Below are 16,170 nucleotides of genomic sequence, written 5' to 3' on the forward strand. Positions count from 1 at the left end.
CTCCTCAAAGAGCCACTCGCCAAAGGAGAGCAGCTGGCTGCGGCTGATACCGGTAAAGTCGGCGGGGATGCTGTTGAGCCGCTCCGGGTCGCCGGACAGATAGACGGGGACGGGCAGCGCCAGCCCGTAATAGCGCACCAGCTCGGCCACCTTCCGGGGCTGGAAGTAGTGATCCATGCCGGACTTGGCGGTCAGGATCACCGCCGTGCCCACCGGACACTCCTCCAGCGGCTCCAGGGTGTAGGTGCCGTCGGGAAGCCCTGTCCACACATGGGCTCCGCCGCCCGCCGCCGGCCGGGTGTGGACCACGATGGAGTTCGACACCATGAAGCAGGAGAGCAGGCCGATGCCGAACCGGCCAATGTAGTCCTCGGGGATCTTTCCGTTGACCAGCTCCGTCTTGGAGGACTGGCCGATCACCGCCAGGAAGCGGTGGATGCCCTCCTCGCTCAGTCCCGCGCCGTTGTCCCGAAAAATCAGGCGGCGGCCCGGCTCCACGGTGATGGTGATTTTTCCTCCGTTCCAATCCGGCTGCGACTTCTGCCGCAGGGTGATGGCGTCCACGCCGTTTTGCAGCAGCTCCCGGAGGAACACATCCGGGCTTTTGTACAGGTGGTTGGACAGCACGTCCAGCATCCCGCCCAAATTTACTTGAAAATGATAGGTGTCGCTCATCGTTCTATCTCCTTTTTCGTCCTGCTCTGTGTCGCGATTAATAGGAAACCGCTGGCTCATAACGGGTATTATCCAACCTTGCAGTCAACCTCTATGTAATCTGAATGGAAGTGCAGCCCATTCTTTCGAGCTTCTTTTTACCCCAGAGCTCCGCTTTTCCGATTTATCATAAGAAATCATGACTTAAAACAACAAAAACGCCTTGTGCTGTACTACCGCATGGACAGTACAGCGCAGGGCGCGAAAAGATTACAAGAGAAGTACCACATCCGCCAGTGGATGTGGTTTCTTCTTTGCACAAGATCAATTTTTCATCTTTGAAGAGCGTAATCAAAGACTGCCTCAGCTTTCCTTCCATAGCAAAACTGAACTGAACCAGTAAAAACGGACAGCGACAAAATGTCCCGTGATATAGGGAAGTAAACTACGCCCTAGACCACGTTTTGCCAGGCCGCGGAGTTTTCTGCGCTCTGGTGCTTGGGGGAGAGGGACAGCTCCTCTGTGAAGAAATCTCCCAGCCAGGCGGAAAAGATCGCCGCACCCTCCTGGTTGAGGTGCCCGGGGTCGTAGTAGTGGCTGGTGGGGCGGATACCGATGGACAGGCTCTCCTCTGTCCAGTCGAAGAAGGGGACGCCCAACGCCGTCGCGTCGGCGGCGATCTGAGTGCGTGTATCGGCGGGAAGCTGGCTGTAAGTGGGATGGAGGACCAGCGCAAAAGCAACGCCCTGCTTCTCACACAGAGCAGCGATCCTGGTGAGCCAGGACAGATTTTCCTCATAGACCGCCTGGGGCTGGGGCTGACGGGTGAAGGGACCGTCGGCGATCTGCTCAAAGACGCCGCTCACCGGGGTAAAGCCCTTGAAGGCGTCGGTCCCGGTGGGGAGAAGGGCGCTGGCGGCCTCGCCTGCCGTCAGCTCCTTCCACCGGCTGTGGTAGAAATACAGGGGGAAGAGAAGGCCGGTGCGCAGTTCCGGCTCTGCCGCTGTGAAGACGGCTCCCAGCCGGTTGAGTCCGAAGGGCATATAACCCACATTGACCTGGGTGTAGCTCTGGTACTCCTGAAAAGCAAGGGCGGAACCCTCCAGCACGACGAGGGAAGGCGTCTGGGTCTCCAGCGCCTCCCGAAGGTACCAATAGGTCTGGGAGAGGGTCTGCTCCGGCCCGGCCAGAACATAACCGGTGAGCCCGCTCTGGTCATAGACCGCTGTCGGGTCCACATCGCAGTAGGCGTAGGAGCTGCCCAGATAGAGGTAGTCCAGGCTGTCCTCCGGCTCGGCCAGGTAGGGACCCCACACGGCGCCGTAGTCCGTCCGGACGGGGCGGAAGGCCAGGGAGAGCACACCGATCAGGCCGGCGGCAAGGATCAGAAAAAGCAGGGCGAAGATAGGCTCCCGCCATTTGGAAGTTCGCAAAAGGGACCACTCCGTTTCGTGTGCCATGTCAGAATTTGAAGTAGATGAAGTCTTGGGGATCGTAGCCGGTGCCATACACGCCGAAGATGAGCACGGTCAGCAGCAGAGCAAGGCTCAGGACCCACCGGACGGGCCGGGGCAGGGTGAAGAATTTCTGCCGGGGGCTGCCCCGGTGGACAGAATAGAGGTCCACCGCCAGCAAAAGGACCACCGCCAGTGTGGCCACCACAAGCTCAGGAAGGTCCAGTCCCCAGGCGGAGAAGGGCCGGGTGAGCCAGGGGCCGGTGAGCATGGCGCGGAAGATGGACAGGGAGTGCGTGAAGGAGCCGCCCTTGAAAAAGACCCAGGCCACGGTGCTCAGCAGGAAGGTGAGGGCCATCTGGAGCACAGCGGTGAGGGGGGCGTCGTCGGCCAGGCCCAGGCTGTGCCGGATGCGGTCCCTGGACTTCTGTGTCACGCCGCCGACGACCTGATAGAGGCCGTTGAGGAGCCCCCAGACCACGAAGGAGAGCGCGGCGCCGTGCCACAGACCGCTGACCGCAAAGACGATAAGAATGTTGAGATATTTCCGTCTCCGGCCCTTCCGGCTGCCCCCCAGCGGGATGTAGAGATAGTCCCGGAACCAGGAGGACAGGGAGATGTGCCAGCGCCGCCAGAATTCCCCGATGGAGCGGGAAAAGTAGGGGGTGCGGAAGTTCTCCATCAGCTGGAAGCCCATGACCTCGGCGCAGCCCAGGGCCATGTCGGAGTAAGCGGAGAAATCGCAGTAGATCTGGACAGAGAAGGCGACGGCGGCAGCCATGACCTGAAGGCGGCCAAAGCTGGCCGGGGCGGCATAGACCGTGGAGACCAGGATACCCAGCCGGTCGGCAATGACCAGCTTTTTGAAGGCGCCCCACAGGAAGCGCAGGAGCCCCCGGCGGAAGGACTCCCAGCGAAAGGGGGCAGGTCTGCGGAACTGGGGCAACAGACTGCCCGCCCGGCCAATGGGACCGGAGATCAGATAGGGGAAGCAGGAGAGAAAGAGGGCCAAGTCCAGAAAGGAGGTCTCCGCCGGGCGGTCCCGGCGGTAGACGTCGATGAGGTAGCCAGCGGCCATGAAGAGATAGAAGGAGAGCCCGGCAGGGAGGAGCAGGTCCAGGGCGGGGGAGGAGAAGGCCAGTCCCGCGGCGGTGAGGACCCGTTCCAGCAGGCCCAAGGCGAAGGCCAGATATTTGAAGAGGAAAAGCGTTCCGAACAGGGCAGCCAGGAGGATACCCAGGACGGCCTTCCGGCGGCCGCCCTCAAACCGGTCCAGGAACCGGGCGCCCAGATAGGTGACAGCCGTGGCGGCCAGGAGGGAGAGCAGGTGTTCCGGCCCGGCACACAGGAGGAACCACCAGCTGGCGCACAGCAGCCAGAGCCGCCGGGCGGTCCCGGACAGGAGAAACCAGACAAGGGCGACCACAGGGAAAAAGAGAAAGAAACCGGGGGAGAGAAAGCTCATGAGGCGGGCACCTACTTTCAAGGGGAGGATGGGGCCGCGGGGCCCGTCGTCAAAGGAATGCCTTTATTTTACCCGACAAACCGTCAAATGGCAAGGGTGTGCCGCACCGGGGGCGGCGGTGCGGCATACCCTGAGTTAGAAACGGTATTGGGAGGTATGACCATGAAGACGGAACCAAAGGTGCGCTATTACCTGGGGGCCAATACCCCGGGCGGCTTCTATTCCCTCTATGACCAGCTCCTGGACCCGGAGGAGATGGAGGAGGTGCTGATCCTGAAGGGGGGACCCGGCTGCGGCAAGTCCACCCTCATGGGCCGGGTGGCCGCCCGGGCAGAGGCCATGGGCCTTCCCGTGGAATACATACGCTGCTCCGGCGACCCGGACTCCCTGGACGCCATCCTTCTGCCTGACCGCCATGCCGCCATCATGGACGGTACGGCGCCCCATGTGTTGGAGCCCAGACTGGCGGGGGCGGTGGAGCGGTATGTGGACCTGGGGGCGTGTTACGACCACGTGAGCCTGAAACGGATCCGGGGGGAGCTGGAGCAGGCCATGAAGGGCTACAAAGGCTGCTATGCCAGGGCCTACCGCTGCCTGCGGGCGGCAGCCGAGCTGGCTGCTGACCGCGCCGCCCTGCTCCAGACGCCGGCGCTGGAGGAAAAAATGAGAAAGCGGGCCAGGGGCATCCTCTCCAGAGAGTGTCGCCGGAGGGGGCAGGGGGAGGGAAGGGTACAGCGGCGCTTCCTCTCCGCCATCACCCACAAGGGCGTGCTGGTGGAGTTTGAGACGGTGGAGGCGCAATGCAGGCGGGTCTATGAGCTGTCGGACCATTATGGCTTGGGGCACCTGCTGCTGGCCCAGCTGCTCTCCGGAGCGACGGCGGCGGGCTGGGATGCCATCGCCTGTCCCTCGCCCCTCTTTCCCGAACGGCTGGAGCATCTGATCCTGCCCCAGCTCTCCCTGGCCTTTGTCACCACCGGCAGTGGTGCGGCCTACCCCGGACGGCCCTTCCGCCGGCTGCGGATCGACGCCATGGTCGAGCGGGAGCTGTTGCAGCGCAGCCGGGCCCGGCTCCATTTCTCCCAAAAGGTCTCGGCTGCCCTCCTGGACGAGGCGGTCTCCTCCCTGGCCCAGGCCAAGGCCATGCACGACGCTCTGGAGCGCCTTTACAATCCTCATGTGGACTTTGAACAGGTGGGGGCCACAGCGGAGGTCATCGCCGGGGAACTGCTGGGGAATGGGAGCGAGCAGGGGAACACAGAGACGAGCACGGAACCCGCAGAGGGGCAGGAAATGTGAGCATGCTCAGCCTGGGGACGCTTTGAAGCCCGTTTGAACAGAAGGTCCGGAGTCTGACGTCCTGGGCATTGACATTTTCCCTTCGGCCCCCCATAATGGAAGCAGAATGGGAAACGCGGGAAACAAAAGATCGGCCGTGAAACGACAAGGAGGGAACGCCATGACGCCGATGCTCGCCCCCCTGGTGGGGGACGCGCCTACCGTCACGTTTATCGGACTGTGTAAGAACGCCGGCAAGACCACCGCCATGTGCCGTCTCATTGAGGAACTGTCGGGGGAGACCCTGGCCATGACCTCGGTGGGACGGGATGGAGAGCGCACCGATGTGGTCACCGGTACGGAAAAGCCGGAGATCTGGGTGCGTGAAGGTACCCTGTTCGCCACGGCCCGGGGGATGCTGCCCCTGTGCGACACTACCCTGGTGGTGGAAGGGCTTACAGACGTAATGACGCCGCTTGGGGCAGTGGGGATCTTCCGCGCCCTCAGCGACGGATACATCCAGCTGGCCGGGCCCTCTGCGGTGAATCAGCTGGGGCCGCTGTCCAAGACCTTCCGCGCTCTGGGGGCCCAGCGGGTCCTCATTGACGGCGCGGCGGGACGCAAGTCCCTGGCCGGGGCGGAGTCGGGAGCCACCGCCGTTTTGTGCGTGGGCGCCTCCGTGGACGGCGGTATCCCCTTCATTGCCGCCGAGACCGCCCACACCTGCCAGCTGTTCGCAGCGCCGGAGGCGGAGGATGCCGGGCTCCACGCCGCCCTGGATGCGGAGGAGGGGCGCTATGCGCTTTTCAGCCTCCAGGGGGAGCGGCTGCCCCTGGAGCTGGAGCAGAACGGGCAGCCGGCCTGGCACCTGCTGCCCCGGGACCACTGCGTACTGTGGATCGGCGGCGGGGTCACCGGGCCGCTGCTCCGGACCCTGGCCCGGCGGGGCGCCCCCATCACTGTGGCCGTCCCGGACGCCACCCACTTTTTGTGTGACCGGAGCTCTGCCGAGACCTTCCGCCGGTGCGGCGGCTCCCTGATGGCGGCCCGGCGTCTGCGCATTGCCGCCGTCACCGCCAACCCGTGGTCGGCTTACGGCAAGCACCTGGACGGGCCTGCGCTGCTGGAGGCCCTCCGGGCCGCCGTGGACGTGCCCGTGGTGGACGTGCGCCAATAACGCCGAAGAGCGGAAACAACAAAGACGAACCCGTGCCTGCACATGCGGGCACGGATACGATGACGAGGTGAAAGAGAATGAAGCTCAACGCGCAGCTCAAGGAGGATACGGGTTACAGCTGGGTCATGGCCAGGATGGAGCCCGCCTCGCCCTTCGGCCACGCTCTGGTGCGCGCCCCCCGCTGGTACGGTCCGGGCGAGGAGGGGCAGCTGGAGGAGGAGCTCTCCCGTGTGGAGGCCCTCCGCACCCTGCTGGACAGCGGGGAGCCGGCTCTGGACAGCATCACCCACATCCTGTCCGAGTTCCACGACATCCGAAACTCTCTCAAGCGGCCCACCAGCGCCCCCATGGACGAGGTGGAGCTCTTTGAAGTCAAGCATTTCCTCATCCACCTGGAGCGCCTGGCCCAGACCTATGCCGAGATCCCGGCCCTGGAGGGGCTGGAGATCCGTCCTATGACCGAATCTCTGAATCTGCTGGACCCCAGCGGGCGGCGCCTGCCCGCCTTTACGGTGGAGAACGCCTTTGAACCGGCCCTGGAGCGGGTCCGGGAGGAGAAGGCCCTGGTGGAGGGGCTCCTCCGGCAGACCGAGAAGAAGGGCAGGGATGACCTGATGGCCCGCCGGCGGGAGCTGGTCCGAAAGGAGGACCGGCTGGAGCTGGAGGCCCGCAAGCGGCTGACCATGGCCCTCCTCCGGGAGCGGGATACCTTCCTGGCGTCCATGGAGGCCATTGGCCGGCTGGATCTGCTGCTGGCCAAGGCCCGGCTGGCCCGGCGCTTCTACTGCTGCCGGCCGGAGATCGTGGACAAGCCCCGGGTGGAGGCGGCGGACATGGTCCATCCGGAGGTGGCCGACCACCTGCGGGAGCGGGGGGCGGCCTTCACCTCCGTGTCCATTACCCTGGAGCGGGGGGCCACCGTCATCACGGGGGCCAATATGGGCGGAAAGAGCGTGTCCATGAAGAGCCTGACCCTCAACCTCCTGCTGGCCCAGACCGGCTTTTTTGCCTTCGCCGGCAGCTTTTCCGCCCCCCTCTTCGACAGCGTCTCCCTCATCTGCACCGACCGGCAGTCGGTGGAGCAGGGCCTGAGCTCCTTCGGCGCCGAGGTGGCCGCCCTGGGCGACGTCCTGCGGGAGGAGAAGGGGAAGTTCTTCTATGTGGCCCTGGATGAGTTTGCCCGGGGCACCAACCCCAGAGAGGGCGCGGCGCTGGCCAAAGCCCTGGTGGAATACCTGGGCCGGCTCAACTGCGTGGCCCTCATGACCACCCACTACGACGGGGTCTCCGACGCGGCCCGCCGGCACTATCGGGTGGCCGGCCTGGGCGCGCTGGACACCGCCGCCATCCGGAAGGATGAGGCCCCCCTGGACCGGCTCTCCCGGCTCATGGATTACCACCTCATCGAGGCAGAGCCCGGAGAACCCTGCCCCAGGGACGCCCTGCGGGTCTGTCGTCTCCTGGATCTGGACCCGGAGTTGATGGAAATTTTCTCAAAAAATAGTTGACAAAAGAGCTGTAAGTGGTATAATAGGTTTTGTTAAAAGTACCTAAAACAATTTAATAATATGGTGGATAGAGGAGCGGTGCGCCAGGTACCGCCGTGATGCAAAGGGTTGGCAGACTCAATGCGCGGCGTGAATGGGACCACCGCCGAAGGAACGGGGACGCTGCATGGAACCGTTTCTGCTCCGTGCGCTCAGCGCGTACGGAGTGTCATGACTACATGGTGCGCTATTCACGTCAGGGCAGGGCCCTGGCGTGAATAGCGCACCTTTTTTTCGTTGTGAAGCGCTGTTCGAGTGCTGCCCTGTGGACAGTGCCCGGAGGCGCTTTGTTTTTTGCCCGGTGAATAAATTCTAAAAATTGACAGGAGGACATTACCATGGAAGAGATCAAATCCCTGCTTCGGCTCCGTATGAGTGCAAAGGATGCCCACTACGGCGGAAATCTGGTGGACGGAGCCCACATGGTCCACCTTTTCGGCGATGTGGCCACCGAGCTGCTCATCATCAGCGACGGCGATGAGGGCCTGTTCTGTGCCTATGACAACGTGGAGTTCCTGGCTCCCGTGTACGCCGGCGATTACATTGAGGCCGAGGGCAAGATCACCAAGATCGGCAATACCTCCCGCAAGATGGAGTTCGAGGCCCGCAAGGTCATCATCTCCCGCCCCGACATCAACGACTCCGCCGCCGACGTGCTGGCTGAGCCCGTGGTGGTTTGCCGGGCCTCCGGTACCTGCGTGGTGCCCAAGGACAAGCAGCGCAAGGCCCGCTGAGCAACAGACCGGACAGAAAGAAGGGCGGCTCCCTGTGGGGGCCGGCAACAACGTAACAGGAAAGGAGCGGTCCCATTGGAGAAGCTGATTATCACCGCCGCCATCTGCGGCGCAGAGGTCACCAAGGAACACAATCCCGCCGTCCCCTACACGGTGGAGGAAATGGTGCGGGAGGCCAAGAGCGCCTTTGAAGCCGGCGCCGCGGTCATCCACGTGCACGTCCGTGAGGACGACGGCACCCCCACCCAGGACCGGGAGCGGTTCCGCGTGGTGCTGGACGCCATCAAGGAAGCCTGCCCTGGCGTCATTCTGATCCCCTCTACCGGCGGCGCCACCGGCATGACCCCGGAGGAGCGGCTGCAGCCCACCGAGCTGATGCCTGAGATGGCCACGCTGGACTGCGGTACCTGCAACTTCAGCGACGACATCTTCGTCAATGACATGCCCACCATGCGGGCCTTCGGCAAGCGGATGCTGGAGAACAACATCAAGCCCGAGTATGAGTGCTTTGAGATCGGCCACCTGGACACCATTGTGAACATGGCCAACAAGGGCCTGGTGCCCGGCGCTCCCATGCAGTTCAACTTCGTCCTGGGCGTCAACGGCTGCACCCCTGCCACCGTGGGCAACCTGGACTATCTGGTCAAGCAGATCCCCGCCGGGTCCACCTGGACCGTCACCGGTGTGGGCCGGGGCGCCTGGCCCATGGCCGCCGCCGGCATCGTAATGGGCGGTAACGTCCGTGTGGGCTTCGAGGACAACATCTACCTGGAAAAGGGCCGCAAGGCCGCCTCCAACGGCGAGCTGGTGGCCAAGGTGGTCCGCCTGGCCAAGGAGCTGGGCCGTGAGATCGCCACCCCCGACGAGGCCCGCAAGATCCTGGGCCTGGCCTGATCCACTGCGTTCCCGCCGGGGGTGGGCGCGACCGGGGACCCGCGTCCGCCCTCCGGCATCCATAGATCCAAACCAAATTCATTTCCCATTCCCAATTTCCAAACCAATTACCCAAACCGATCCCAAATTCCCAATTCCCAATCCAATATCCATTTCCCAAAACCAAACCAAAACCATTTCCCATTCCCAACTCTGTTTCCCAACAGAAAGAAAAGGTTCCCAACCATCCGACAAAACGGAGCGGTCCCCAAAGCAGAATGTATGGAGGTCAAAACATGCAGAAGAAAGGCAACAAGTACGGTGTCCATCGCGTGATCGAGCCCCAGGGCCTTCTGACCCAGGCTGCCAAGAAAATCGACAACACCATGGAATGCTGGTCCAACGAGATCCTGTGCGACGTGTCCGCCCTGAACATCGATTCCGCTTCCTTCACTCAGATCTATGAAGCCTGTGGCAAGGACCTGGGCAAGACTGAGCAGATGATCCTGGATATCGTGGGCGAGCGCGGCAAGATGCAGAATCCTGTCACTGGTTCCGGCGGCATGTTCATCGGTACTGTCCGCGAGATCGGTGAGGATCTGGTGGGCAAGATCGATCTGAAGGTGGGCGACAAGATTGCCTCCCTGGTCTCCCTGTCCCTGACCCCCCTGAAGATCAACAAGATCAAGGCCATCCACCCCGAGATCGACCGCGTGGATGTGGATGCCCAGGCCATTCTCTTTGAGTCCGGCCTGTATGCCAAGCTCCCCGACGACATGAGCGAGGAGCTGGCTCTGGCCGCTCTGGACGTGGCCGGCGCTCCCGCTCAGACCGCCAAGCTGGTCAAGCCTGGCGATTCCGTCCTCGTTCTGGGCGGCGCCGGCAAGGGCGGCATGATGTGCTGCTACGAGGCCATGAAGCGCGTCGGCCCCACCGGCAACGTGGTCGCCCTGGTCATCTGCCAGGAGGATGCCGACCTCCTCAAGAGCATGAACCTCTGCCACCACGCCATCGTGGGCTCCGCCACCAACCCCGTGGAGGTGCTGGAGAAGTCCCTGGCGGCCAACGGCGGCAAGGAGTACGATATCTCCATCCTCATCGTCAATGTCCCCGCCTGTGAGATGAGCGCCATCCTCCCCGTCCGGGACAACGGCACCGTCTACTGCTTCTCCATGGCCACCGACTTCGCCAAGGCCGCTCTGGGCGCCGAGGGCTGCGGCAAGGACGTCACCATGGTCATCGGCAACGGCTACACCAAGGACCACGCCGAGATCACCCTGGCCGAGCTCCGTGAGAACGCTCAGCTCAAGTCCTACTTCGAGAAAAAGTACCTGTAAGGGGTTCCGAACGGACCTTCTTCCCAGCGCCCGGTGCGGGCGTGGAACGGGCCCATGAGCCCGATACGACGAAAGGCGGTTATATACTATGATCTATCAGAACGAGTCTCGCCGTAAGCAGCTTTTCCCCGATGTCTCTGACGCCGATTGGAACGACTGGCACTGGCAGGTCGCCAACCGGGCCGAGACCCTGGAGGACCTGAAGAAGTACATCACCCTGACCCCCGAGGAGGAAGAGGGCGTCAAGGCCTGCCTGGGCACCCTGCGTATGGCCATCACCCCCTACTACCTCTCCCTCATCGATCCCGATGATCCCCACGATCCCATCCGGAAGCAGGCCATTCCCACCGCCAAGGAGCTCCATCAGTCCTGCGCGGATCTGCTCGATCCCCTCCACGAGGACTCCGACTCCCCGGTGCCCGGCCTCACCCACCGGTATCCTGACCGCGTTCTGCTGCTGACCACCGACCAGTGCTCCATGTACTGCCGTCACTGCACCCGCCGCCGCTTCGCCGGCCAGCACGATACCAGCGTGCCCGTGGAGCAGATCGACAAGTGCATCGAGTACATCCGCAACACCCCCACCGTCCGCGACGTTCTCCTCTCCGGCGGCGACGTGCTCATGATCTCCGACGAGATGCTGGAGTACATCATCTCCCGCCTGCGTGAGATCCCCCACGTGGAGATCGTCCGTCTGGGCTCCCGCACCCCCGTGGTGTGCCCCCAGCGCATTACCCCCGAGCTGTGTGCCATGCTCAAGAAGTATCATCCCGTGTGGCTCAACACCCACTTCAACCATCCCAAGGAGATCACTCAGGAGGCCGCCGAGGCCTGCGCCCGTCTGGCCGACGCCGGTGTGCCTCTGGGCAACCAGTCCGTGCTCCTGGCCGGCGTGAACGACTGTGTTCACACCATGAAGAAGCTGGTCCAGATGCTGGTCCAGATCCGCGTGCGTCCCTACTACATCTATCAGTGTGACCTGTCCATGGGTCTGGAGCACTTCCGTACCCCCGTCAGCAAGGGCATCGAGATCATCGAGGCTCTGCGCGGCCACACCTCCGGCTACTGCGTGCCCACCTTCGTGGTGGACGCCCCCGGCGGCGGCGGCAAGACTCCTGTCATGCCTCAGTACGTCATCTCCCAGACGCCTCATAAGGTCATCCTCCGCAACTACGAGGGCGTCATCACCACCTACACCGAGCCCGAGCACTACGAGGAGACCTGCCAGTGTGAGTACTGCAAGGCCGAGCGCGAGGGCAAGCGCAAGGTGGAGCTCATGGGCGTGGCCGGCCTGGAGCGCGGTCAGGCGCTGTCCATGGAGCCTGCTAACCTGGAGCGTCACAAGAGAGAGATGCACTAATTTTTGCCCGTAAGCGGGACGAGAGATCGGACGCGGAGGACCTCAGACGGTGAGACCGCCGGTCCGATGCCCGGGCCCATCTGTGGGCCCGGGCCGTCCCCTTTCTCGTCTCGCTCCTTTTTCCCAAATCTATGGAATGGAAGTGATATGTGTTGGAATCCAAGCTCAATCTGAACTTTGACCTTGTGGAGCAGGCCCGTAACCATGCTTCCAAGGTGGCTGACGATACCCAGCGTTTCATCGACCGGCACACCACCGTGGCCGTGGAGCGTACCGTGTGCCGTCTGCTGGGCATCGACGGTGTCAACAGCTTCGACGTGCCCCTGCCCAACGTGGTGGTGGAGCATCTGACCGGCAAGGGCGCCCTGGGTCAGGGCGCCGCCTTCTGGATCGGCAACGCCATGGTGGAGACCGGCAAAGCGCCCCAGGCCATCGCCGAGGCTGTGGCTGACGGCTCTCTGGACCTCGCCGCCCTCCCCGTTCACAGCGATGCCGACATCGACAAGGCCCTGGACCCCGTGGTGCAGGACTCCCTGAAGAAGATCGCCGATCACCGCAACCACCGCGAGGAGCTCCTGGCCAAGTATGGCGACAAGCAGGGCCCCTGGATCTACCTCATCGTGGCCACCGGCAACATCTATGAGGACATCGTCCAGGCCACCGCCGCCGCCCGCCAGGGCGCCGACGTCATCGCCGTCATCCGTACCACCGGCCAGTCCCTTCTGGACTATGTGCCCTACGGCGCCACCACCGAGGGCTTCGGCGGCACCTACGCCACCCAGGAGAACTTCCGTCTCATGCGTGAGGCCCTGGACAAGGTGGGCGAGGAGCTGGGCCACTACATCCGCCTGTGCAACTACTGCTCCGGCCTGTGCATGCCCGAGATCGCCGCCATGGGCGCCTTCGAGGGCCTGGACGTGATGCTCAACGACGCCCTCTACGGCATCCTCTTCCGCGACATCAACATGCAGCGCACCCTGGTGGACCAGTCCTTCTCCCGCGCCATCAACGCCTACGCCGGCGTGGTCATCAACACCGGCGAGGACAACTACCTCACCACCGCCGACGCTGTGGAGGAGGCCCACACCGTGCTGGCCTCCCAGTTCCTCAACGAGCAGTTCGCCCTCCGCGCCGGCCTCCCCGAGGAGCAGATGGGCCTGGGACATGCCTTTGAGATCGACCCCGCCGTGGAGAACGGTTTCCTCTACGAGCTGGCCCAGGCCGAGATGGCCCGGGAGATCTTCCCCAAGGCACCCCTGAAGTACATGCCCCCCACCAAGTTCATGACCGGCAACGTCTTCCGCGGCCATGTGCAGGACGCCCTCTTCAACATCGTCACCATCCTCACCGGCCAGAAGATCCACCTGCTGGGTATGATGACTGAGGCCATCCACACCCCCTTCCTCTCCGACCGGTATCTGGCCATCGAGAATGCCCAGTACATCTTCCGCACCATGCAGGACCTGGGCTCCGAGCTGGTCTTCAAGGAAGGCGGCATCATGCAGAACCGCGCCAACGACGTCCTCACCAAGGCCAACGAGCTGCTGGCTGAGATCGAGCGCGTAGGCATCTTCGAGACCCTGGAGAAGGGCATCTTTGCCGACATCAAGCGTCCTCGTGACGGCGGCAAGGGCCTGGACGGCGTCTTCCAGAAGACGCCCGGCTACCGCAATCCCTTTATGGAGCCCATGATGAAAGGAGGCGCTCGCTAATGAGTTCCGGACTGTATCAAATCAGAGATAAGGACCTGGACACCACCCTGGATCTCACCAAGCTGCGCCCCTATGGCGACACCATGAACGACGGCAAGATCCAGCTCTCCTTCACCCTGCCTGTGAAAGATGATGACAAGGGTGCCGCCGCCGCCGTGCAGCTGGCCCAGAAGATGGGGATCGCTGATCCCAACGTGGCCCTGCGCCAGAAGCTGGATGAGACCTTTACCTTCTATGTGGTCTATGGTGCCACCACCCACAGCGTCAACTACAATGAGATCGAGGTCCTCACCGTGGCCGACGAGGCCATGAGCATGGAGGAGACCAACGAGTACATCAAGGAGCACATCGGCCGCAAGCTGGTGGTGGTGGGCGCTTCCACCGGCACCGACGCCCATACCGTGGGCATCGACGCCATCATGAACCGGAAGGGCTTCGCCGGCCACTACGGCCTGGAGCGCTACGAGATGGTGGAAGCCTACAACCTGGGCTCTCAGGTCCCCAACGACGAGTTCCTCCACAAGGCCGAGGAGCTCAATGCCGACATCCTCCTCATCTCCCAGACCGTCACCCAGAAGGATGTCCACATCAAGAACATGACCGAGTTCATTGAGCTGGCTGAGGCCGAGGGTGTCCGCGACAAGATGGTCCTCTGCTGCGGCGGCGCCCGCGTGACCCACGCGCTGGCCAAGGAGCTGGGCTTCGACGCCGGCTTCGGCGCCGGTACCTATGCCGACGACGTCATCACCTTCGCCGCCAAGGAGATCGCCCGCCGCATGGGCCGCGAGTGAGTTTCCGGCACGATACATGATATCTTACATATAATGTATCCCAGACGCCCCGACAGGCATTTTGCCTGTCGGGGCGCTTTTTGATGCCAAAAGCAAAAAATGGAGCAGACAGAGGGAAAAGTTTTTCACATTCAGATGCTTTACAAGGCGGAGGATTTGCGGTATTCTGGTAGTGCCAATTTGAAGTGAAAGGGACGAAAAGAATCCATGCGAGGAGTAGATACCCGAATTCAGGAGATCCGGCACCGCATCTTTCGGGAAGTGGCCCGGATGGCCTACCATACAGAATGGCCAGTCGACAAGCGGATCGAGGCCCTGCCCTATAAAATCATTCCCGGCGAGGTGGGCAACTTCCGCAACGACGTATTTCTGGAGCGGGCCATCGTCGGTGAGCGTTTGAGGCTGGCCATGGGTCTGCCTTACCGCAGTGCGGCGGAGCATGCGCCCCTCTCTGACAACATCGAAGCAGCGGACCGGGCCGAGACCTATTACACCCCGCCCCTCATCAACGTCATCAAATTTGCCTGTAACGGGTGCACCGAGAAGCGGGTGCTGGTGACGGAGGGCTGCCAGGGCTGTCTGGCCCACCCCTGTGTGGAGGTCTGCCCCAAGGACGCCATCAAGCTGGACCGCTACAATGGCCGGTCTGTGATCGACCAGGAGAAGTGCATCAAGTGTGGCCGCTGCGCCGACGTGTGCGCCTACAACGCCATCATCACCCAGGAGCGGCCCTGTGCCGCCGCCTGCGGCATGGATGCCATCCGCACCGATGCCAACGGCAAGGCGGAGATCGATTATGACAAGTGCGTCTCCTGCGGTATGTGCCTGGTCAACTGCCCCTTCGGCGCCATCGCGGACAAATCCCAGATTTTCCAGGTCATCCGGGCCATTCAGTCCGGCGAGCGGGTCTATGCCGCCGTGGCCCCCGCCTTCGTGGGACAGTTCGGACCCAAGGTCACCCCCGGAAAGCTCCGCGCCGCCATGAAGCAGCTGGGCTTCGCCGACGTCTTCGAGGTGGCCATCGGCGCTGACCTGTGCGCCGCCCAGGAGGCCGACGACTTCCTGCGGGAGGTGCCGGAGGAGCTGCCCTTCATGGGGACCTCCTGCTGTCCGGCCTGGTCGGTGATGGCCAAGAAGCTCTTCCCCGACCACGCCAACTGCATCTCCATGGCCCTCACCCCCATGACCCTCACGGCCCGTCTCATCAAGCATGAGCATCCCAACGCCAAGGTGGTCTTCATCGGCCCCTGCGCCGCCAAAAAACTGGAGGCCATGCGCAAGAGCGTCCGCAGCGAGGTGGATTTCGTCCTCACCTTTGAGGAGATGGCCGGTATCTTTGACGCCAAGCATGTGGATCTGGCCACCATTGAGGAGGACCCCAACGGCGTCAACGACGCCTCCGCCGATGGACGGAATTTCGCCGTGGCCGGCGGTGTGGCCCAGGCGGTGGTCAACATCATCAAGGAACGTTACCCCGATAGGGAGGTCAAGGTGACCAGCGCCGAGGGCCTTCGGGAGTGCTACCAGATGCTCAAGGACGCCGTAGCCGGCAAGTATCCCGGCTACCTCTTGGAGGGCATGGCCTGTCCCGGCGGCTGTGTGGCCGGGGCCGGTACCATGCAGCCCATCAAGAAGTCCCAGGCCATGGTGGGGATTTATGCCAAGCAGGCCGGCCATAAGATCGCCAGCCAGACCGAGCACATCAAGGAGCTGGATAAGCTGGTGGACTGATCTCTGCAACAAAAAGCGGCGGATACCGGCCCTTGGGACCGGTATCCGCCGCTCAGC

The 16,170-nt window shown here is 63.0% G+C and carries 14 protein-coding genes and 1 riboswitch; of the genes, 10 read left to right on the forward strand and 4 right to left on the reverse strand.

Annotated elements, in window-relative coordinates; genetic code table 11:
• From Q0Y09_RS01315 to Q0Y09_RS01330, 4 genes are all read right to left on the reverse strand, one after another.
• The coding region (locus Q0Y09_RS01315) for an ATP-binding protein (RefSeq protein ID WP_297716604.1) at positions 1 to 675 on the reverse strand (675 nt) is incomplete at its 3' end.
• Positions 676 to 841: 166 nt separating this feature from the next.
• Positions 842 to 1,033, reverse strand: a complete 192-nt coding sequence (locus Q0Y09_RS01320) for a hypothetical protein (protein ID WP_297716607.1) — start codon at positions 1,031 to 1,033, stop codon at positions 842 to 844.
• 73 nt (positions 1,034 to 1,106) lie between these two features.
• Positions 1,107 to 2,114: a hypothetical protein gene (locus Q0Y09_RS01325; RefSeq protein WP_297716608.1), complete on the reverse strand. Its 1,008-nt coding sequence runs from the start codon at positions 2,112 to 2,114 to the stop codon at positions 1,107 to 1,109.
• 1 nt (position 2,115) lies between these two features.
• Entirely contained in the window at positions 2,116 to 3,534 is a 1,419-nt protein-coding gene (locus Q0Y09_RS01330; protein WP_297716610.1) for an MBOAT family O-acyltransferase, read from the reverse strand.
• Between the two features lie 201 nt (positions 3,535 to 3,735).
• On the opposite strand from Q0Y09_RS01330, the gene Q0Y09_RS01335 reads away from it, so the two are divergent.
• The 10 genes from Q0Y09_RS01335 to Q0Y09_RS01380 all read left to right on the forward strand — a co-directional run bounded on the left by Q0Y09_RS01335 (position 3,736) and on the right by Q0Y09_RS01380 (position 16,113).
• On the forward strand, positions 3,736 to 4,872 hold the full coding sequence (locus Q0Y09_RS01335; RefSeq protein ID WP_297716612.1) for a hypothetical protein: 1,137 nt from the start codon (positions 3,736 to 3,738) through the stop codon (positions 4,870 to 4,872).
• Between the two features lie 160 nt (positions 4,873 to 5,032).
• On the forward strand, positions 5,033 to 6,028 hold the full coding sequence (locus tag Q0Y09_RS01340; RefSeq protein ID WP_297716614.1) for a hypothetical protein: 996 nt from the start codon (positions 5,033 to 5,035) through the stop codon (positions 6,026 to 6,028).
• Positions 6,029 to 6,105: 77 nt separating this feature from the next.
• Entirely contained in the window at positions 6,106 to 7,536 is a 1,431-nt protein-coding gene (locus tag Q0Y09_RS01345) for a DNA mismatch repair protein MutS (protein ID WP_297716615.1), read from the forward strand.
• Positions 7,537 to 7,596: 60 nt separating this feature from the next.
• Positions 7,597 to 7,773: riboswitch (Lysine riboswitch) on the forward strand.
• Between the two features lie 149 nt (positions 7,774 to 7,922).
• Positions 7,923 to 8,309, forward strand: coding sequence for a hotdog fold domain-containing protein (locus tag Q0Y09_RS01350; RefSeq protein ID WP_297716665.1), 387 nt, complete (start codon positions 7,923 to 7,925; stop codon positions 8,307 to 8,309).
• A gap of 75 nt (positions 8,310 to 8,384) precedes the next feature.
• Positions 8,385 to 9,203: a 3-keto-5-aminohexanoate cleavage protein gene (locus Q0Y09_RS01355; RefSeq protein ID WP_297716618.1), complete on the forward strand. Its 819-nt coding sequence runs from the start codon at positions 8,385 to 8,387 to the stop codon at positions 9,201 to 9,203.
• 275 nt (positions 9,204 to 9,478) lie between these two features.
• Positions 9,479 to 10,519, forward strand: a complete 1,041-nt coding sequence (locus tag Q0Y09_RS01360) for an L-erythro-3,5-diaminohexanoate dehydrogenase (protein ID WP_297716619.1) — start codon at positions 9,479 to 9,481, stop codon at positions 10,517 to 10,519.
• A gap of 88 nt (positions 10,520 to 10,607) precedes the next feature.
• Positions 10,608 to 11,879, forward strand: coding sequence for a lysine 2,3-aminomutase (gene ablA / locus Q0Y09_RS01365; RefSeq protein ID WP_297716621.1), 1,272 nt, complete (start codon positions 10,608 to 10,610; stop codon positions 11,877 to 11,879).
• Positions 11,880 to 12,031: 152 nt separating this feature from the next.
• Complete coding sequence (locus Q0Y09_RS01370) at positions 12,032 to 13,591, forward strand: lysine 5,6-aminomutase subunit alpha (protein WP_297716667.1); 1,560 nt, start codon at positions 12,032 to 12,034, stop codon at positions 13,589 to 13,591.
• Positions 13,591 to 14,382 carry an OAM dimerization domain-containing protein gene (locus Q0Y09_RS01375; protein WP_297716623.1) on the forward strand — a complete coding sequence of 264 codons (792 nt, stop codon included), beginning with the start codon at positions 13,591 to 13,593 and terminating at the stop codon, positions 14,380 to 14,382. The genes Q0Y09_RS01370 and Q0Y09_RS01375 overlap by 1 nt, the downstream gene beginning before the upstream one ends.
• Before the next feature lie 207 nt (positions 14,383 to 14,589).
• Positions 14,590 to 16,113, forward strand: coding sequence for a 4Fe-4S dicluster domain-containing protein (locus Q0Y09_RS01380; protein ID WP_297716625.1), 1,524 nt, complete (start codon positions 14,590 to 14,592; stop codon positions 16,111 to 16,113).
• Positions 16,114 to 16,170: the final 57 nt, after the last annotated feature.

Origin of the sequence: Intestinimonas sp., assembly GCF_026169115.1 — a bacterium.
Taxonomy (GTDB): domain Bacteria; phylum Bacillota; class Clostridia; order Oscillospirales; family Oscillospiraceae; genus Intestinimonas.